Below are 19,312 nucleotides of genomic sequence, written 5' to 3' on the forward strand. Positions count from 1 at the left end.
CCGACTGCCGGACTGCTGACTGGGCGGGCGGCTCCGGGTTCCCCCGGAATTCCGCTGCCACCCCACCCAACGGATCCTACGGGTCAGGCATTCCCGAGCGCTGTCAGGCAGGGCCCGGTGTGCGGCGTGCCTCAGTGCCGCGGGTAGGTCCGGGTCACCAGGAGCTCCCCGGGAGCCGTCGGGGACGTCGAGACGCAGGACGCGTCGATCACGAAGGCATCGACGAGCGAGCTGTCGGAGGGGTGCGGGAGCACGACGATATAGGCGGTCTGGCCGTCGTAGGTGTCCTGCTGCGCCGCGAGAGCCGGCTCCTTGCGGCCGGTGCCGCTCTGTACGCAGGAGGGCACATGAGGGTCGTCATCGGCGCGCAGTGGCACATCGGGTGAGTTTCCCTGCCCGGTGACGCCGTCCGACGCGGTGGACTTCCGGTCGGCGAGCAGCTCGTGCACCCGGTCCTTGAGCGTGCCCGAGGAGAGGGTGGACTTCCCGGTGGCGCTCTGGCTGGCGTGCGCCTGGGTGTCGCTGTCGTTGCGATCGCCGGAGGAGCCGCTCTGGAGGAAGAAGGAGCCGATGCCGATCACCGCCGCGGCGCAGGCGCCGCCGAGGACGGCCTTGCGCCAGCGGCGGGCGCGCCCGGGGCGGGTGCCGGGTCCGGTGGTTCCCCGTCCCGGCCCGGTGGCCGCGCGGGGGCGCCCTGCGGGCCGGTCCGTCGCGATGGACGGCTTGGCCGCGGGCTCCACGGTGTCGGTGTTGGTGCCGGGGTTACTGGAGGCGGCATCGGCCGTTTCACGTGAAACAGGCGAGGGCACGGCGTCCGGATCCGGAGTTTCACGTGAAACATCGGCCACCCGCTCGGGGGCGGTCGCGTCGAGAAGCGCTTCGGCGGCCAGCGCCGCGTCGATGCGGCCCGCGATATCGGCGGGCATCCGTACCGGCCCGGGAAGGGTCCCCAGCAGGGAGCGGATCTCGTCCAGGGACTCCCATACGTCCGCACACAGCACGCAGCTCGCGAGGTGAGTGCGCACATCGACGGCGCGGGACGGAGAGAGCAGATTCTCGGTGAGTGCGGAGATCTCCGCGACTTCAGGGTGCTCTTCCGTGTCCGTCGAGGATGTCACGCTCGCCCACCTCCGCCCTTCACGGCATCTGTGTCGTTCGGTCCTGCCGTCGGTGGGACGGACGTCCCCTGCGTCCGGTTCCTTCCCACGCCCGAGGGTGAGCTACCCCTCCCGCTGGGGTGGAGATGTGAGAGGAGTGGCAGCAGTCGTGCGCGGCCCCGGGCGCAGCGGCTCTTCACGGTGCCGGTGGGAACGTCCAGGACCTTCGCCGCCTCCGCGACGGGGTAGCCCTGCATATCGACCAGCACCAGGGCCGCCCGCTGCTCGGGAGGGAGGGTGCGCAGCGCCTGGAGCAGTTCGCGGTGGAGATCACCGCGCTCGGCGGGGGCGGCGGCCGACTCATGGGGTTCCAGGAGTTGCTCGAGCCGCTCGGTGTCGTCGACGGGGGAGGTGCGACGGGAAGCGGCCTTGCGGGCCCGGTCCAGACAGGCGTTGACCGTGATGCGGTGCAGCCATGTGGTCACGGCGGACTGGCCCCGGAACGTGTGGGCGGCGCGATAGGCGGAGACGAGCGCGTCCTGGACCGCGTCGGCCGCTTCCTCACGGTCGCCGAGGGTGCGCAGCGCCACCGCCCAGAGTCTGTCGCGGTGGCGCCGCACTATTTCGCTGAAGGCGTCCGGGTCGCCGTCGACGTGCCGGGCGAGGAGCTCGCCGTCGCTCGCTCCGCCGATGGTGGCGTCGTCCAACGTTGAGCCCCTCCCCTCTCGGCCGACCGTAGAGGGTCAGCCCTTGACCTTGATCTCCGAGATGCCGCCACGGTAGCGATCGGGGGTGCTGGCCGGAAGCTCCGTGATGTGGACCAGGACGTATCGGGTCCGTACCGGCTTGTCGAGAACGGTGGACAGCTTCTTCCCGACGCTCTTCAGATCGGTGAGGCGCTTGGAGAAGGCGCTGAGCGAGGTGGGGTCGGAGGCGGAGGGATCGGCGGCGAGGACTTCCACCTTCTGTCCGGCGCTGTAGAAGTCGATGTCGAGGCTGGAGACGCTTTTGGCGCTACCGAGGTCGACGATGATGCCGCTGCCCTGCTTGCGCCCGGGCAGGTTACCGAAGTTCGGGTAGTTGTAGAACAACTTGGTCACCCAGGCGGTGCCCGTATCGCCGTCGACGGCACTGTCGACCTTGTCCGGGGCGAAGGGCGCGTCCAGCGGCGAGAACTCCGTGGCGCCCTCGATGCTGAGCGGTTTGCCCGCGGGTTTCAAGCTCTTGCCATCGTCCTTCTCACCGGTGGACTTGCCCGGGCTGGACTTGTTCTCCTCCTTGAGGAGGGTGTCCGCGAGCTGCCAGCTGCCGAGGCCGAGAGCGGCGATCAGAAGGGCGGAGACGGTCCACTTGAGGACCTTGCCCGTGCGGCTCTGCAGCGGCGGCGGTGGCGGCATGGGAGCCGCCGGACGGGCCGGGTGCGCGGTGCCGCCGCGGTTCGGCTGCTGGCCGTACATGCCCTGTTGGTACGTCGTGCGCTGGTACGCCGGGGAAGGGGTGAAGGCGGGCTCCGGCGGCCGGATGCGCGGCATCGCCGCGACGGCCTTGGCCAGCTCCTCGGGGGTGGTGCAGGGCTGGTCCTGACGGGAGGCGGTGGCCCCGTCGTTCACCAGCGCACGCATCGCGAGCTCGGACAGACCGCGGTGCACTCCGGCCCGGACCTGGTCGGGGGCGATCAGGCCCACGCCCTTGGGCAGCCCGGAGAGGCCGTAGGCGTCGGCCTCGTACGGCCAGCGCTGAGTGAGCGCCGCGTACAGCAGCGCGCCGATCGCCTCGGTGTCGGTGCGCTGGGGGTGGTCGACGCTGATACCACGCAGGGCGGCCATGACGGCCAGTCCGCGGATGCGGTACTGACCGGACTCGGTGCGCAGCACGGAGCCGGGGTTCAGCCGCAGATGGGCCAGGCCCTCGCGGTGGGCGGCGGCCATGGCCTGGGAGACCTGGCTGACCAGTTGGTACGCGTCGTGCGGCTCGAGCGGCCCGGCGGCCAGCACGGCGGTGAGCTCGGTGGCGTCGGGAAGCCACTCATGGACGACATAGACAAGATCGTTCTCCTCGACGGCGTCGAGGACCTGGACGAAGCGGGGATCGCCCAGCAGGGCCGCCGAACGGGCGGCGGCGAGCACCGACCTGGCGCGCGGATGGTCCGCGGGCACGACATGCACCCCGACGGCACGCCGCAGTTTCTCGTCCACAGCACGCCAACTGCTGAATCCGTCCAGACGGGTGACGCACTCCTCCAGACGGTAGCGTCTGGCCAGCTTGTGACCGCTGTGCAGTTCGAGGGGGTTCGCTTCGGCCGCGGTGCCCGTATCGTCGGTTACCGCGGCCTCTGTCCCCTTGCCGACCTTCTGTTTCGTCCCCGCCCCGTCGGCCGTGGCCTTACCCGCCTCGGCGGTCAGCGGCTCCTCTCCACCGCTGTCGGCCACGTCGACGGCAGCCGTGCTCCGTTCCGCCACCGTCGTTCCTGCCTCCCCATCCGTTGCGCCTACTCCGAGCCAAGACAATTGTGCCCACAGTCCGCCGCTATGCACGACACACGGTGGCGGACGATGGTTGTGCTCAATGATCAGCGTCCGAGTCGTCCGCGCACCATACCGACCATGGCCGTCAGCTCATCAACGCGCATCCGTTTCGCAGCAATGTAGAAGACCGCGATAAGAACGAGACCGCCACCCAGCAAAGCCGCTACGGAACCGGCGACGCCCATTCCGAGGGTCTGCATGATGGTGTAGGCCGAGCCGCCGCCCAGGAGGGCGGCGGGGATGCTGGCGCCGATGAGGCGGGTGTAGGTGCGTACGACGCGGGGGCCGTCCAGATCGCCGCCCAGCCGGTTGCGCAGCCGCTTCCAGGCCACACCCACGCCGATGGCGTAGGCCAGACCGTAGGCGGCCGCCATACCGGCGACGGCCCAGCGGGCGGGGAGCAGGAGATAGGCGAGCCCGGATCCGGCGGCGTTGACGGCGGCGATGATCACCGTGTTGTAGAAGGGGGTGCGGGTGTCCTCGTAGGCGTAGAAGCCGCGGAGGACGACGTACTGCACGGAGAAGGGGATCAGGCCCAGGCTGAACGCCATGAGGATGTAGCCCATGGAGACGGCCGCATCGGTGCCGGATGCGCCGAACAGCAGCGTGCACATGGGGATGCCCAGGGCGATGAAGCCGAAGGCGAGCGGGACGATGGCGACCGCGGAGGTGCGCAGACCCTGCGAGATGTCGTCGCGGACCGCTCCGGAGTCCCCGTCGTGGGCCGCCCGGGAGATCCGGGGCAGCAGCGAGGCCATGACGGAGACGGTGATGATCGCCTGCGGCATGCCCCAGATGAGCTGGGCGCTGGAGTAGCCGACGAAGCTCATGCCCGGCGCGTTCTGGTTCTCGGCCTCGGCACCGGCCGCGGTGGACAGCTGGGTCACGACCAGCACGCCCGCCTGGTTGGCGAGGACGAACAGCACCGTCCACTTGGCCAGCCTGGCGGCCTTGCCGAGGCCGTGGCCGCGCCAGTCGAAGCGCGGCCGGAACCGGAAGCCGGTGGCACGCAGGTAGGGGAACATCGCCAGGGACTGGACGATGAGCCCCAGCAGGGTGCCCATGCCCAGCAGCCGGATGCCTTCGGCGGTGATGGTCGTGGTGTCCATCTTGGAGCTGCCGGCGGTGCCGAACACCCAGATGAACAGGCCGAAGGTGAAGATTATGACGATGTTGTTCAGGACCGGGGTCCACATCATCGCCCCGAACCGGCCCCGGGCGTTGAGGATTTGGCCGACCACCACGTGAATGCCCATGAAGAAGATGGTGGGCAGGCAGTAGCGGGCGAAGGTGACCGCGACCTCGTTGTCGGCGGGGTTGTCCGCGATGGTCGGCGACATCACGCGGATCAGCAGCGGCGCGGCGAGCACGGTCACCGCGACCAGGAGGCCGAGCACCACCATCACCAGGGTGAGCAGCCGGTTGGCGAAGGCCTCGCCGCCGTCGTCGTCCTCCTTCATCGCGCGCACGAGCTGCGGGACGAAGACCGAGTTGAGACCGCCGCCGATGGTGAGGATGTACACCATCGTCGGCAGTGTGTACGCGAGGGCGTAGGTGGAGCCGAGGGTGGCCGCACCCAGGCCCGCGAGGACCACCATCTGCCGGACGAAGCCGGTGAGCCGGGAGACCAGGGTGCCCGCGGCCATCAGCGCGCTGGACTGGAGCACGCTGGACGCGCGGCCCTTGCCCCCTGATGGCTTCCTCGGCTCGGGCTCGGTCGCGGGGGCGGTCACCACCGGGGCGGCCACCGTGGGGGCGGCGGCCGTCGCACTGGCGGACTCGGCTCGGGACGGCCCGGGGACCGGCGCCTGCCCCTGGGCGGGCGCCTGGCCCTGCGGATAGCCCTCCGGGCCCTGTGGGTAGCCCTGGCCCTGGCCGGGCCGGGGCTCATAGGGCTGCTGATCGCGGTAGAGGTGTGCGAAGGCGTCCCGCTGCGGCTGCTCCCTCGCCCCGTAGCCGCCGCCGGCCGCCGGATAGCTCTGGCCCGCCGGATCGGCCGTGTACGGCTGCTGTGTCGCGCCCTGGTGGCCGGCGGCGGCCTCGGGGGACCAGACGCGCGGGTCGGGTCCCTGCGGCGCGGAGGGCTGCTGGTAGTACTGCTGCTGGTAGCCGTCCTGCTGCGGCGCGTGGGAGGAGTGCCGGTCGTACAGGGGGTCCGTCAGCGGATCGTGGGCGTACCGATCCTGCGTCGGATACGGGTAGGGCGTGAAGCTGCCCGTCGCGTACGAGTCGTCCAGATACGGATCCGGTGCGTAGTACTGCTGGCCGTACGACTGGCGCGGATCGGCCGCGGGCGCCTGGTGGGCGTCGCCCAGATACGGATCCCGCTGGTGTGGTTCCTGTCCGTAAGGGTCGTGGGGGCCATGAGGGGACGGCTGTGGCGGCGGTGGCACTCGGCCATCACCGTCATACGGCGCGTTCATCGCTACCCCACCTCATCGTCCACTGCGGCCCACCGGCCCCGGCATTGCTCAATGGTCCACTTTCTCACCCGAGCCGGACGGGCCAGCGCTTTGCGATCCGGTGTCCGGCGCCGGGTCACTCGGCTGCTCGGGCACAAGGGCGTGTGCGGGGTCACACCGGTCGGTCTCCGGGGCCTCGCTGTCGTCCTCATCCTGCCCGTGCGGCTCCTCGGCGTCTTCCCCGTCCCCGCCGTCCTCACCGTTCCTGGCGGCCGCGCGCTTGCGCTGGACATAGATCCGGACACCGGCGAGGACGAGCAGCAGCACACCACCGGCGATCACCAGGATCACGGTGGACGTGATTTCGGTGACATTCACCTCGAACATCATCTCGCCGCCGTACGGCTGCCCGTCCGGGGTGTAGAGCTGTGCCGAGACCCACACCGGGCCGTTCGCGTTGGCCGTGGTCCCGAACTTCACGGACTGGCTGTGTCCGCCCTCCACATTGACCAGCTGGGGATCGCTGACCGCCAGCCGGTTGCCCTGCTGGGAGCGCAGGACGAGCCGCAGCTCGACGCCCTGCACCAGGTTGTTCTGGACGGTCACCGGGACGGTCGCGCTGCGCCCGGAGAGGGTCATGTCCGTCTTCGGGACCAGGCGCACCTTCTTGGCGAGCCCGGAGAGGTAGGTCTGCACATCGTGCCGGAAGACGGTCGCGTTCTGCGCCTCGCTGCGCCACGAGGTCGACATCTCGCGCCTGATCGCGTTCCCGAAGGGGGTGACCACCCGGTACTTGGCGGTCAGAATCGGCTCGAAATTGTCGAGGGTCTTCTGGGTCTCCTGGATCCGGTCGAACGCCTCGGTGGGCAGTTCTCGTGCGCGCAGCGACCGAGGGTAGGAGCGGGTGCTCGGCACCCGCTGGGTGGCGCTCGGGTCGGGCTTGGCCTTCGCGGCCTGCCCCAGGCTCAGCGGCTGCGTCCACTGCCCGGAGAGGCCCTCCAGGGCCGCCGCCATGGCCTGTGCCTGGCTGGTGGTGGGCGTCCGCTGGGGGGCGACCACGATGCTGCGCTGCTTGTCCGGCGCCTGCAGATTGATCATCTGGCTCTGGGCCAGGAACTGCTGGATGGCGAGGGTGGAATTCTCCGCCTTGGACATGTCGCCGGTGAAGGCCGTCGAGAGCCGTGCGTCGGCGACCACCGCCGTATTGCCGCCGCCGATCTGGCGGGCCGCGGTCGGGGTGTAGGGGAGCCCGCCGGTCTCGCGCAGGCTGTCGCTGCGGGCGATCACGTTGTGGGCGCCCGCGGAGGTGGCGACGTCCACGATCGAGGAGTCGACCGCGCCGTCGACGGGCCAGGCGAAGTCCGTGCGCGGCCGGACCCCGAGGATGGTCTCCACGGTCGTCGAGGCGAGATCGGTGGCGCCCTGGAGGTGGCTGAGGGCGCCGGTGACGTTCTTACCGCGGTGAGCGAGCGAGGCGAGGTCGGGGTCGGCGAACGGCAGCGCGACCACCTGCTTGCCGTCCACGGCCTTCTGCAGGGCGTCCAGCCATTGCTTGGCGACGGTCTGGCCGCGGCCCGCCCTGGTCCCGTTCCCGGAGGGGGTCTGGACCTCGTACTTCTTGGTCATCGCGTCGACCGTGGCGAGCAGGTCGGGGTCGATCACCCAGGTGATGGGGAGGTTCTTCCCCAGCGCGACCATCTGCTGCAGCCGGCCGCCCGGGGCCAGCTCCTTGGCCAGGCGGTCGTCCCGGAAGATCGGGGTGCGGTCCTCGTCGTTGTCCGTGCGGGCGGTCACATGGGTGGCGGAGATCAGCGGCCACAGATAGGTGAGCTGGGACTTCTTCTGGGACGGGCCCGACTGCCAGGGCAGGAAGGTCCGCTCCATGCCCAGCACCTGCGGCCACGGCTGGTCGGAGGTGCCACCGGTGAGTGAGACGCCGAGCTGATAGACGCCGTTCTCCCCCAGGTGCAGCTGATCCACCGGTATGGAGAGGGAGAAGTCACGGCTGGTGCCGGCCGCCAGTTTGCCGATCTTCTTGGCGTATTTGCCGTCGATCTCGGTGCCGTCGAGCCCCTCCGTATAGCCGGTGCGATGGGCCGTGGTGTCGATAGCGCTGCGGCCGCTCATGGTCGGGCCGACACGGAGGCCCACCCGCGCCCCCGAGACCGTGCCCTTGGTGTCGTTGGTGACGGTGCCGCTGACGGTGAGGGTGTCGCTCTTCTGCGGCGCGGTGGGGGTCAGTGAGGTGATGGAGACATCCACCGATCGCGAGCCGGTGGCCTTGCTCTCGGCGTGGGCGGCGGGCGCCGCCGGAATCTGTGTCAGGCCCGCGAGCATCGGCGCCGCGGCCAGCAGGGCCGCCGTGCGCCGCAACCATCGCCGGGCGCGAGCGGAAGTTGTCCCCCGGAGGTCTGCCGCATCGGCCACGCGCTCGCCCGTCCCTTGTCGTCAGTAGGTCGTCAGTGGTCGTCGCATTGTGCGTCCACGAAATGGTAACGATGCCCGCTGTGACGAAGTGCTGTGGACGGCTCCACAAGATCGTTACGCAGTGGTGGCCCCATCGGGGGTGGACTCTCGGGGGCGCACGGCCACGTACCCTGTTCTGTTGTGCCGAACGCCAACAATGACAGCCGATCCCCGCAGTCGACCAATGAGCTCAGCCAGGTGCAGCGCCGCGCCGTGGGCGAACTCCTGCGGGTCTCTCCCGTTGCCGACGATCTTGCCCGCCGGTTCCAGCAGGCCGGTTTCCGGCTGGCCCTGGTCGGCGGCTCGGTACGGGACGCGCTGCTCGGCCGGCTCGGTAACGATCTGGATTTCACGACGGACGCGCGGCCGGACGAGGTACTGAAGATCGTACGGCCCTGGGCTGACGCGGTCTGGGACGTCGGCATCGCCTTCGGTACCGTCGGCTGCCGCAAGGGCATGTCGCCCGGAAACGGGTCGGAGCAGAGCTTCCAGATCGAAATCACGACTTATCGTTCAGAAGCCTATGACCGGACATCTCGGAAGCCCGAGGTGTCGTACGGCGACTCCATCGAGGAGGACCTGGTCCGTCGGGACTTCACGGTCAACGCGATGGCGGTGGCGCTTCCGCAGAAGGAGTTCATCGACCCGCACCACGGTCTGGAGGACCTCGCCGCCCGGGTGCTGCGTACTCCGGGGACGCCCGAGGAGTCCTTCTCCGACGATCCGCTGCGGATGATGCGTGCCGCGCGCTTCGCGGCGCAGCTGGACTTCGAGGTGGCCCCCGAGGTGGTCGCCGCGATGACGGCGATGGCCGAGCGCATCGACATCGTCTCGGCGGAGCGGGTGCGTGATGAGCTCAACAAGCTCATCCTGGCCGATCACCCCCGCAAGGGGCTGCGGCTGATGGTGGAGACCGGGCTCGCCGACCGGATTCTGCCGGAGCTTCCGGCGCTACGCCTGGAGCGCGATGAGCACCACCGCCACAAGGATGTCTACGAGCACTCGCTGACGGTGCTGGACCAGGCCATGGATCTGGAGACCGAGGGACCCGATCTGACGCTGCGGCTGGCCGCGCTGCTGCATGACATCGGCAAGCCCAAGACGCGCCGCTTCGAGAAGGACGGCCGGGTCTCCTTCCATCACCACGAGGTGGTGGGGGCGAAGATGACCAAGTACCGGATGACGAGGCTCAAGTACTCCAATGAGCTGATCAAGGATGTCTCCCGCCTGGTCGAGCTGCATCTGCGCTTCCACGGCTATGGCACGGGGGAATGGACCGACTCCGCGGTCCGCCGCTATGTCCGTGACGCCGGACCGCTGCTGGACCGGCTGCACAAGCTGACCCGCTCGGACTGCACCACGCGCAATCGCCGGAAGGCGATGGCGCTCTCGCGGGCGTACGACGGCCTCGAGGGACGCATCGCCCTGCTGCAGGAGCAGGAAGAACTGGATGCGATCCGCCCGGATCTGGATGGCAACGAGATCATGAAGATCCTCGGCATCCCCCCGGGGCCGCAGGTCGGCAAGGCGTACAAGCATCTGCTGGAGCTGCGGCTGGAGCACGGCCCCATGGAGCGGGACACCGCGATCGCCGCGCTCCAGGAGTGGTGGGAAGGTCAGTCGGAGGGCTGAGCCCCTCACGTTTCACGTGAAACATCGACCCGCTTGGCGCTCCGCCGGTCATGTTTCACGTGAAACCTCACCAGCAACGCGGTGGCCGCGTAGAGCAGCGCCACACAGATCAGCAGCGCGGCCGATCGGCCGTCCGGTGGCAGTATCACCGCGGCGACCGCCGCGGCTCCCACGAAGGCGACATTGAACAGCACGTCGTAGAGGGAGAAGATCCGCCCGCGGAAGTCATCGGCGATGGTGGACTGCACCACGGTGTCGGTGGCGATCTTCGCTCCCTGGGTGGTCAGCCCGAGGATGAACGCGGCGATCAGCATGGGAGCGGGCTCGAAGGGCAGTCCCAGCCCCGGTTCCAGGAGGGCCGCGCTCCCCGCGCACACCATCACCCAGGAGAGCCGGCCGTCCGGCCGGGAGGGCGTACGGGCCGCGAGCCGGGCCACCGCCCACGGTGTGATCACCGCCGCTACGAAGAAGCCCGCGCCCGAGACGCCGACAGCCAGCCCCAGAAGCGCGAGCCCCTGGGACTCGGTGTCGGCCCATGCGTAGCGGCAGAGCATCAGCACCGTCACCGTGAGCGCGCCGTAGCAGAAGCGCATCAGCGTCATCGCGGTCAGCGCCACGGTGGGGTCCCGGCGCTCCAGCAGATGGCGTACGCCCGCGACCAGGCCCCGCGCGGTGCTCATCAGCGCCGCGGAGAGGCGGGGCTGAAGGGCCGCGGGATCCGGCCCCAGCAGGCCCGGCGCCATCAACAGGGCCGTGAGCCCGGCGATGAGATAGAGCGCGGCGCCCACCAGGACGACCAGCGCGTCCGAGGAAGTGCCTCCCGGGCCCGACAGCCGGACGATGAAGGCGAGGGTGCCTCCGGCAGTGGCGGCGAGCGTTCCGGCCGTGGGTGAGAGGGAGTTGGCCATGACCAGACGTTCCTGGCTGTCCACGACCCGGGGCAGAGCGGCCGAAAGGCCGGCCAGTACGAAGCGGTTGACGGCCGTCACCGACAGGGCCGAGACATAGAAGAGCCACTCCGGCACCTGGCCCAGGACCAGTACGGCGGTTCCGGCGGCCAGCCCCGAGCGCAGCAGATTGCCGTAGAGCAGCACCTGCCGCCGGCGCCAGCGGTCCAGCAGTACCCCGGCTAAGGGGCCGAGCAGGGAGTAGGGGAGCAGCAGAACGGCCATGGCGGAGGCGATGGCCGTGGCGGAGGTCTCCTTCTCCGGGGAGAAGACCACATAGGTGGCGAGCGCCACCTGGTAGACGCCGTCGGCCGACTGGGACAGCAGCCGGATGGCCAGGAGGCGGCGGAAGTCCCGCAGTTGCAGCAGTACGCGGAGATCACGCACAACAGGCATGGCGTCAGCCTCACACACCACACGGGCCTCCGGGCGTATTACCCGGAGACCCGTGATCACGCGGCGAGAATCAGTGCATGGCGCTTCAGCGCTCGACCTCGCCCTTGATGAACTTCTCCACGCTCTCCCGCGCCTCGTTGTCGAAGTACTGCACCGGAGGCGACTTCATGAAGTACGAGGAGGCCGAGAGGATCGGGCCGCCGATGCCGCGGTCCTTGGCGATCTTCGCGGCGCGCAGCGCGTCGATGATGACACCCGCGGAGTTCGGGGAGTCCCACACCTCGAGCTTGTACTCCAGGTTCAGCGGGACGTCGCCGAACGCGCGGCCCTCCAGGCGGACATAGGCCCACTTGCGGTCGTCCAGCCAGGCCACGAAGTCCGAGGGGCCGATGTGGACGTTGTCGGCGCCCAGGTCGCGGTCGGGGATCTGGGAGGTGACGGCCTGGGTCTTGGAGATCTTCTTGGACTCCAGGCGCTCCCGCTCGAGCATGTTCTTGAAGTCCATGTTGCCGCCGACGTTCAGCTGCATGGTGCGGTCCAGGATGACGCCCCGGTCCTCGAACAGCTTGGCCATCACGCGGTGCGTGATGGTCGCGCCGACCTGCGACTTGATGTCGTCGCCGACGATCGGCACCCCGGCCTCGGTGAACTTGTCCGCCCACTCCTTGGTGCCGGCGATGAAGACCGGGAGCGCGTTGACGAAGGCGACCTTCGCGTCGATGGCGCACTGGGCGTAGTACTTGGCGGCGTCCTCGGAGCCGACCGGGAGGTAGCAGACCAGAACGTCGACCTGCTTGTCCTTGAGGACCTGGACGACGTCGACCGGGGTCTCGTCGGACTCGTCGATGGTCTGGCGGTAGTACTTGCCGAGTCCGTCGAGCGTGTGGCCGCGCTGGACCGTGACACCGGCCGTCGGCACGTCGCAGATCTTGATGGTGTTGTTCTCGCTGGCGCCGATGGCGTCCGCGAGGTCCAGACCGACCTTCTTCGCGTCCACGTCGAAGGCGGCCACGAACTCCACGTCCTTCACGTGGTAGTCGCCGAACTGCACGTGCATCAGACCCGGCACGCGGGTGTCCGGGTCGGCGTCCTTGTAGTACTCGACGCCCTGCACCAGCGAGGCGGCGCAGTTGCCCACACCGACGATGGCTACACGAACCGAACCCATTCCGGTTGCTCCCTGTGTGTACTGGACGAGGCCCCGCGGATGCCGGGCCTCACTTGGCGGTGTCATCGGACGGATCCGGCCGGGAACCACCCCGGTGCCGGGGCGGGCCGTCCGCATCTTCTGACTGGTCCTGCTGTGGCGGCCGGTCCTCGTCCCGCTCGGTCGTCCGGTCCTGCCCGGCGGTGCCGTCGCGTCGATCGCGCCCGGCCCGCTCGCTCTCGATCAGCTCGTTCAGCCAGCGCACCTCGCGCTCCACCGACTCCATCCCGTGTCGCTGCAGCTCGAGGGTGTAGTCGTCCAGGCGCTCGCGGGTGCGGGCCATGGCGGCGCGCATCTTGTCCAGGCGCTCCTCCAGGCGGCTGCGCCGCCCTTCCAGCACCCGCATCCGAACGTCCCGTGACGTCTGGCCGAAGAAGGCGAACCGGACGCCGAAGTGCTCGTCCTCCCAGGCGTCCGGCCCGGTGTGGGAGAGCAGTTCCTCGAACCGCTCCTTCCCCGCCGCGGTGAGCCGGTAGACGATCTTCGCCCGGCGGCCGGAGAGGGGCGCCGCGAGAGCGTCCTGGGAGGTGCTGCCGGATTCCTCGATCAACCAGCCGTTGCCGACCAGCGTCTTGAGGCAGGGATAGAGGCTGCCGTAGCTGAACGCACGGAACACCCCGAGTGAGGTGTTGAGCCGCTTCCGCAGCTCGTATCCGTGCATCGGTGACTCGCGCAGCAGGCCGAGAACGGCGAACTCCAGGACGCCGGAGCGTCTGCTCATTCCCCGCCTCCCCTCTCCTCCGGGCCCGCTATGTCGAGATGATGTATCGACTCGATACATCCAGACGATAGATCCGTGCTGGGGACGGGACAAGAGGGACCACGGTGAACGCCGTCACATCATCAATTCGAGACACTCAATCTGACGGTTATGGAGTGAAGGTGGCGGCTGGGCGGGTTTTGACCGTGCGTACTCTGTTCGCCATGCAGACCTATGGGAACCAAGTGACGCCGCGATGCGTCCTCGTCCCGGATGCAGTGCGTCCGGTTGCCTGGTGCGACCGGATCGCACATTGGGGGGACCGGAAGCCATCTGCCGCTTTCAGGCGATAGCGCCTGCCCGAGGAGAAGTCGTTCCATGAGCGAGCACCGTCGCAAGCCGCCGCAACCCCAAGGTGGCGGACGAGCAGCGGCCCGGCGGGCCGGACAGCAGTCGTCCGGCCGCCGCGCAGCACCGACGCACAACGCCGCAGCCGGGTCGGGCGCCACCCCGGAGGGGGAGGAGCGCCCTTACGGCGGCCGCGCGGCGGCCCGCCGCGCCGCCCAACGCGGCGGTGGCCGTAGACGAGGGTCCGATCCGAGCGCGGCCGCGGCCGGCGCGGGCTCCGGCGGTCGCGGAGGCGGCCGCCGGGGGACCGGCGGCCGCGGACATGGCTCGGGGGGCGATGGGCCCCCCGGCAAGAAGCGCTTCATCGACTACCCGCGCGGCGGGCGGTCGGGTTTCCGGCGCTGGGTTCCGTCCTGGAGGCTGGTGACGGGAACCTTCATCTTCTTCTTCGCGGTGCTGCTCGGCGCCGTGGGCATAGGCCTGTGGCTGGTGGAGGTGCCGACCGCCCAGGCCGCGTCCCAGACCCAGAAGAACGTCTACTACTGGGCGGACGGCAAGCAGATGGTGGTCTCCGGCGGTGGTGACCTCAACCGCCAGATCGTCCCCCTCAGCAAGATCCCCAAGTCCATGCAGAACGCGGTGATCTCCGCGGAGAACGCCAGCTTCTACGACGACAACGGCGTCGACCCGATGGGTATCGCCCGCGCGGTCGTCAACATGGCGAAGGGTGGGGCGACCCAGAGTGGTTCGACCATTACCCAGCAGTTCGTGAAGAACACCTACCTGGACCAGTCACAGACGCTCACGCGTAAGGTCAAGGAGCTGTTCATCTCCATAAAGGTGGGCGCGACCAAGGACAAGGACTACATCCTCGGGAGCTATCTGAACACCGCGTACTACGGACGCGGTGCTTACGGCTGTCAGGCTGCCGCCCGCGCCTACTTCGACCGGGACTGCGCGAAGCTGACACCCAGCCAGAGCGCCTTCCTGGCCTCGACGCTCAACGGCCCCAACCTCTACGACCCCTACGGCGGCTACGGCGCCGCCGCCACCAAGGAAGCCAACACCGCGCGGGCCAAGCAGCGCTGGGAGTGGATCCTGCGGCGTGAGGTCGCCGTGCACAGGATGAGCAGGACCGAGGCCCAGGAGTGGATCGGCAAGGGCTTCCCGATGCCGCAGAACCCGAAGGTGGCCACGAACAAGCAGGGCCAGATCGGTTATCTCACCGACCTCGCCGACAACTACATCATCGCCCAAACCGGCATCAGCAAGTCACAACTGGACAAGGGTGGCTATCAGATCCACACCACCTTCGACCGGAAGAAGATCAGTGAGCTGACCCGGGCGGTCGAGAAGGTCTCCAAGGAGAACATCAAGCCGAAGGAGCGCGAGGTGGACAAACACGTCCAGTTCGGCGGCGCCTCGGTGGAGCCCAAGACGGGCAAGATCCTGGCCATCTACGGCGGCAAGAACGCGCTGGAGCACTACCGCAACAACGCCGACTACACCGGTGTCCAGGTGGGCTCGACCTTCAAGCCCTTCGTGATGGCCGCCGCGATGACCAATGGCGCCCGCGATCCGAAGGGCCAACGGGAGCAACCCGACTCCGAGCGCACCCTGGTCTCGCCGAGCAGTGTCTACAACGGCGACAACAAGGTGACCCTGCGGGACTACGACGGAACCGTCTGGCACGACAAGGACGGCAAGGAGTGGCACCAGCGGAACGACGGTGACGAGGACAAGGGCCCGATCAGCCTGCGTACCGCGATGCAGTACTCGGTGAACACCCCGTTCATCCAGCTGGGCATGGACGTCGGCACCGACAAGGTGCGGGACGCGGCCCTGGCCGCCGGGCTCAACAAGGAGCAGTTGTCGTCGATCACCCCGACGTTCTCGCTCGGCACCTCCGCACCCAGCGCCATCCGGCTCGCCGGGGCGTACGCCACCTTCGCGGCCAGCGGTCAGCAGGCCGACCCGTACTCGGTGGAGCGGGTCGAGGACAAGAACGGCACCGTCTACGACCACAAGCAGGACGCCGAGGTCAAGCGGGCGTTCGACTCGAACGTGGCGAACAACGTCACCGACGTCCTGGAGAACGTGGTCGAGCACGGCACCGGCACCTCGGCCAAGATCGGCCGTCCGGTCGCGGGCAAGACCGGAACCACCGACGAGAACAAGTCGGCCTGGTTCTCCGGCTACACCCCGCAGCTGTCCACCGCGATCGGCATGTGGCGGGTGGACGACCAGGCCAAGAGCCAGAAGTTCCTGTCCATGCGCGGTGTGGGCGGTCAGAAGACGATCCACGGTGCGTCGTTCCCGGCGGAGATCTGGGCCGACTACATGCGCGGTGCCCTGAAGGGCGTGCCGGTCAAGGGCTTCCCCGCGGCCACCCCGATCGGCCAGAAGGTCTTCGGCGAGGACGCCAGCCCGAGCCCGACCCCGACGACGGAGAAGCCGTCCGAGAGCCCGTCGGAGTCGCCTTCGGAATCTCCGTCGGAGTCCCCCTCGGAGACCCCGTCCGGGAGCCCGACCCCGACGGACACCTGTGACCCGCTGGACCTGAACTGCAAGGACAACGGCGGTAACGGGAACGGGGGCAACCAGAACGGCGGCGCGAACGGCGGTCCGGGAGGCCCGTCCACGTCGCCGACCACGGACGACCCGGGTGGCCCCGGTGGCATATTCGGCGGCCCGTCCGGGACCCGCAGGCAGCAATAGCCCGCGGTCCCGTACGACCGGTTCACCCCTCGTCGGCCGCGCCGGAGCGAACCCGCTCCGGCGCGGCCGACGCCGTTCCAGGCCCTGGGCGGCTCTCTGCGCCTCTGGCACACCTCGCCCCGACTCGGAGCCCGGCGGGGCGTCCGCGGCGCGCTCAGCGGCCGCTGGGGCGGTCCTGACTCCTCCGGTGGAGCCCGTACGGCAGGATGGGGGCCATGAGCGTGCGCGAGGACCCACAGGCCCAGCCCGTACGGCCGACCGCCGAGGACCCGGTGGCCGCGGCCGGCAGCGAGCTGATCGGTGGGCCGACCGGGCGCCGGGCCCTGCTCGGCACGAGCTGGTGGACCCCGGTGCGGATCGTGGCGATCGTCGCCATCGGCATGTTCGCCCTGGGCATGGCGCAGAAGCTGCCGTGCTACGACGGCGGCTGGTTCTACGGCGCCACCGCCCAGTACACCCACGCCTGCTACTCCGACATACCGCACCTCTACAACGGCCGCGGCTTCGCCCTCGACCTCGTCCCTTACTTCGACCGGATACCGGACAGCGTCTCGGGCGGGATGCAGTACCTGGAGTATCCGGTCCTCACCGGCCTCTTCATGGAGGTCGCCTCCTGGATGACCCCGCACGGCGGCTCCATCCAGGACCGCGAGCAGATCTACTGGCTGGTCAACGCGGGCATGCTCATGGTCTGCACCGCGGTCATCGCGGTCTGTGTGGCCCGTACGCACCGCCGCCGCCCCTGGGACGCGCTGCTGGTCGCCCTGGCCCCCGCCTTCGCGCTCACGGCCACCATCAACTGGGACCTGTTCGCCGTCGCCCTTACGGCCGCCGCCCTGCTGATGTGGTCCCGCAGCCGCCCGCTGGCCGCCGGTGTGCTGCTGGGGCTCGCGACCGCCGCCAAGCTCTACCCAGGGCTGCTGCTCGGTCCGCTGCTGGTGCTCTGCCTCCGGGCGGGGCGGCTGCGGGCCTTCTGGACGGCGGCGGGCGGAGCCCTGGCCGCCTGGCTCGTGGTGAACCTCCCCGTGATGGTCAGCACGCAGGGCGGTCTCCACATCCGCGACGGCTGGAAGACGTTCTACACCTTCAGCCAGGAGCGCCCCGTGGACTTCGGCTCCGTGTGGCTGATCATCTCCCAGCGCACCGGGAACTCCCTGGAGGACGTCAACACCTACGGGACCGTGCTGATGGCCCTGGCCTGCCTCGGGGTGGCGGCGCTCGCCCTGTGCGCCCCGCGTCGCCCGCGCCTGGCCCAGCTGTCCTTCCTGATCGTCGCGGCGTTCGTGCTCACCAACAAGGTCTACTCACCGCAGTACGTGCTGTGGCTGATCCCGCTGGCCGCACTGGCCAGGCCGCGCTGGCGGGACTTCCTGGTCTGGCAGGCGTGCGAGGTCATGTACTTCCTGGGGATCTGGATGTACCTCGCGTACACGGGCAGCGGCGACCAGCACCGGGGGCTGCCCGCGGAGGGCTATCAGCTGGCGATCGCCGTGCATCTGCTGGGGACGCTCTATCTGTGCGCCCTGATCATCCGGGACGCGCTGGTGCCGGAGCGGGACCCGGTGCGCCGGGACGGGTCGGACGACCCCGGGGGAGGCGTGCTGGACCGGGCCCCGGACGCGTTCGTGCTGGGAGAGGCGCGGCGCGCGTCCCGTTATGAGGGCGCGGCGCTGGTGGACTGGGGTGTCCACCGGGAGCCGGACCGCGGCGTCCACCGGGAGTGAGCCCTGGCCGGGAGGCTCCTCCCGGCCAGGGCTCACTCCCGGTGGCGTGGGCTCAGCGGTCGAACAGCCGGTCGAACTGTGTCGTGGTGTGCCGCAGATGCGCCACCAGCTCATCCCCCACCTGGGGCGCCTGGACGTCGCCGGGCACGAACAGGATGGACACCTGCATGTGCGGCGGCTCGGCGAACCACCGCTGCTTGCCCGCCCATACGAACGGCGAGAGGTTGCGGTTGACGGTCGCCAGACCGGCGCGGGCGACCCCCTTGGCGCGGGGCATCACCCCGTGCAGCGCCTTGGGCGCCTCCAGGCCGACACCGTGGGAGGTGCCGCCCGCGACCACGACGAGATGGCCGTCGGAGGCGGCCTTCTGCTGGCGGTAGCCGAAGCGGTCACCCTTCGAGACCCGGGTGACGTCGAGCACCGAGCCCCGGTACTCCGTCGAATCGTGGTCGCCCAGCCACAGCCGGGTGCCGATCCGCGCCCGGAAGCGGGTCTGCGGGAACTGCTGCTGGAGCCGGGCCAGTTCCTCGGCCTTGAGGTGGCTGACGAACATGGTGTGCAGCGGCAGCCGCGCCGCCCGCAGCCGGTCCATCCAGGCGATGACCTCCTCGACCGCGTCCAGGCCGTCGGTGCGGTCGAGCGGGAGGTGGATGGCGAACCCCTCCAGCCGGACGTTCTCTATCGCGGCGTGCAGCTTGGGCAGGTCCTCCTCGGTGACGCCGTGCCGCTTCATGCTGCTCATGACCTCGATGACCACGCGCGCGTTCACCAGGCCGTAGACGCCGTCGACCGACGAGACCGAACGGATCACGCGGTCCGGGAGCGGCACCGGCTCCTCACCGCGGCGGAAGGGGGTGAGCACCAGCAGGTCACCGCTGAAGAAGTCCTTCATCCGGGCGGCCTCGTACGTGGTCCCGACAGCGAGGACATCGCTGCCGAAGCGGGCGGCTTCCTCGGCCAGCCGCTCATGGCCGAAGCCGTAGCCATTGCCTTTGCAGACCGGGACTATCCCCGGAAACTGCTGGATCACCGTTTGCTGATGCGCCCGCCAGCGAGCGGTGTCGACGTAGAGGGTGAGCGCCATTGGCCGGTCCCGGAACCTTTCTCGTAGCCGCGGTGTATTGGAGGTATGGGAGACAGCGAATCGTGG

General features: G+C 69.4%; 12 protein-coding genes. 3 read left to right on the forward strand and 9 right to left on the reverse strand.

Annotation, left to right across the window (positions count from 1 at the left end; translation table 11 throughout):
- Window positions 1-131 precede the first annotated feature (131 nt).
- From NP777_RS20010 to NP777_RS20030, 5 genes are all read right to left on the reverse strand, one after another.
- Complete coding sequence (locus NP777_RS20010; RefSeq protein ID WP_256651538.1) at window positions 132-1,118, reverse strand: hypothetical protein; 987 nt, start codon at window positions 1,116-1,118, stop codon at window positions 132-134.
- Window positions 1,115-1,804, reverse strand: a complete 690-nt coding sequence (sigM, locus tag NP777_RS20015; protein ID WP_256651539.1) for an RNA polymerase sigma factor SigM — start codon at window positions 1,802-1,804, stop codon at window positions 1,115-1,117. Before sigM ends, NP777_RS20010 begins: the two co-directional genes overlap by 4 nt.
- A gap of 36 nt (window positions 1,805-1,840) precedes the next feature.
- Complete coding sequence (locus NP777_RS20020) at window positions 1,841-3,556, reverse strand: protein kinase family protein (protein WP_256651540.1); 1,716 nt, start codon at window positions 3,554-3,556, stop codon at window positions 1,841-1,843.
- 110 nt (window positions 3,557-3,666) lie between these two features.
- The gene (gene murJ / locus NP777_RS20025; protein WP_256651541.1) at window positions 3,667-6,045 is read right to left on the reverse strand and encodes a murein biosynthesis integral membrane protein MurJ; all 2,379 of its coding nucleotides are present in this window, start codon (window positions 6,043-6,045) and stop codon (window positions 3,667-3,669) included.
- A gap of 48 nt (window positions 6,046-6,093) precedes the next feature.
- On the reverse strand, window positions 6,094-8,451 hold the full coding sequence (locus NP777_RS20030) for a DUF6049 family protein (protein ID WP_256651542.1): 2,358 nt from the start codon (window positions 8,449-8,451) through the stop codon (window positions 6,094-6,096).
- 180 nt (window positions 8,452-8,631) lie between these two features.
- On the opposite strand from NP777_RS20030, the gene NP777_RS20035 reads away from it, so the two are divergent.
- Window positions 8,632-10,122 carry a CCA tRNA nucleotidyltransferase gene (locus tag NP777_RS20035; protein ID WP_256651543.1) on the forward strand — a complete coding sequence of 497 codons (1,491 nt, stop codon included), beginning with the start codon at window positions 8,632-8,634 and terminating at the stop codon, window positions 10,120-10,122.
- Between the two features lie 5 nt (window positions 10,123-10,127).
- Here NP777_RS20035 and NP777_RS20040 read toward each other — a convergent pair whose 3' ends face one another.
- The 3 genes from NP777_RS20040 to NP777_RS20050 form a co-directional block, all read right to left on the reverse strand.
- Window positions 10,128-11,465, reverse strand: coding sequence for an MFS transporter (locus tag NP777_RS20040; RefSeq protein WP_256651544.1), 1,338 nt, complete (start codon window positions 11,463-11,465; stop codon window positions 10,128-10,130).
- An 85-nt stretch (window positions 11,466-11,550) separates the two neighbouring features.
- The gene (locus NP777_RS20045; protein WP_256651545.1) at window positions 11,551-12,633 is read right to left on the reverse strand and encodes an inositol-3-phosphate synthase; all 1,083 of its coding nucleotides are present in this window, start codon (window positions 12,631-12,633) and stop codon (window positions 11,551-11,553) included.
- Between the two features lie 49 nt (window positions 12,634-12,682).
- The gene (locus tag NP777_RS20050) at window positions 12,683-13,393 is read right to left on the reverse strand and encodes a PadR family transcriptional regulator (RefSeq protein WP_256651546.1); all 711 of its coding nucleotides are present in this window, start codon (window positions 13,391-13,393) and stop codon (window positions 12,683-12,685) included.
- Window positions 13,394-13,750: 357 nt separating this feature from the next.
- Between NP777_RS20050 and NP777_RS20055 the strand changes: the two genes are divergently transcribed.
- Window positions 13,751-16,438, forward strand: a complete 2,688-nt coding sequence (locus NP777_RS20055; protein ID WP_256651547.1) for a transglycosylase domain-containing protein — start codon at window positions 13,751-13,753, stop codon at window positions 16,436-16,438.
- A gap of 215 nt (window positions 16,439-16,653) precedes the next feature.
- Window positions 16,654-18,162 carry a glycosyltransferase family 87 protein gene (locus NP777_RS20060; protein WP_256651548.1) on the forward strand — a complete coding sequence of 503 codons (1,509 nt, stop codon included), beginning with the start codon at window positions 16,654-16,656 and terminating at the stop codon, window positions 18,160-18,162.
- Between the two features lie 52 nt (window positions 18,163-18,214).
- On the opposite strand, the gene NP777_RS20065 is transcribed toward NP777_RS20060, so the two are convergent.
- Window positions 18,215-19,246 (reverse strand): alanine racemase, encoded by a 1,032-nt coding sequence (locus tag NP777_RS20065; RefSeq protein WP_256651549.1) that lies wholly within the window; start codon window positions 19,244-19,246, stop codon window positions 18,215-18,217.
- Window positions 19,247-19,312 lie beyond the last annotated feature (66 nt).

Source organism: Streptomyces rugosispiralis (assembly GCF_024505145.1).
Taxonomy (GTDB): domain Bacteria; phylum Actinomycetota; class Actinomycetes; order Streptomycetales; family Streptomycetaceae; genus Streptomyces; species Streptomyces rugosispiralis.

Coding starts and splice junctions, on each gene's coding strand:
- murJ (WP_256651541.1), bottom strand. CDS start 6,045: ATGAACGCGCCGTATGACGGTGATGGCCGAGTGCCACCGCCGCCACAG.
- NP777_RS20040 (WP_256651544.1), bottom strand. CDS start 11,465: ATGCCTGTTGTGCGTGATCTCCGCGTACTGCTGCAACTGCGGGACTTC.
- NP777_RS20045 (WP_256651545.1), bottom strand. CDS start 12,633: ATGGGTTCGGTTCGTGTAGCCATCGTCGGTGTGGGCAACTGCGCCGCC.
- NP777_RS20050 (WP_256651546.1), bottom strand. CDS start 13,393: ATGAGCAGACGCTCCGGCGTCCTGGAGTTCGCCGTTCTCGGCCTGCTG.
- NP777_RS20055 (WP_256651547.1), top strand. CDS start 13,751: ATGAGCGAGCACCGTCGCAAGCCGCCGCAACCCCAAGGTGGCGGACGA.
- NP777_RS20060 (WP_256651548.1), top strand. CDS start 16,654: ATGAGCGTGCGCGAGGACCCACAGGCCCAGCCCGTACGGCCGACCGCC.
- NP777_RS20065 (WP_256651549.1), bottom strand. CDS start 19,246: ATGGCGCTCACCCTCTACGTCGACACCGCTCGCTGGCGGGCGCATCAG.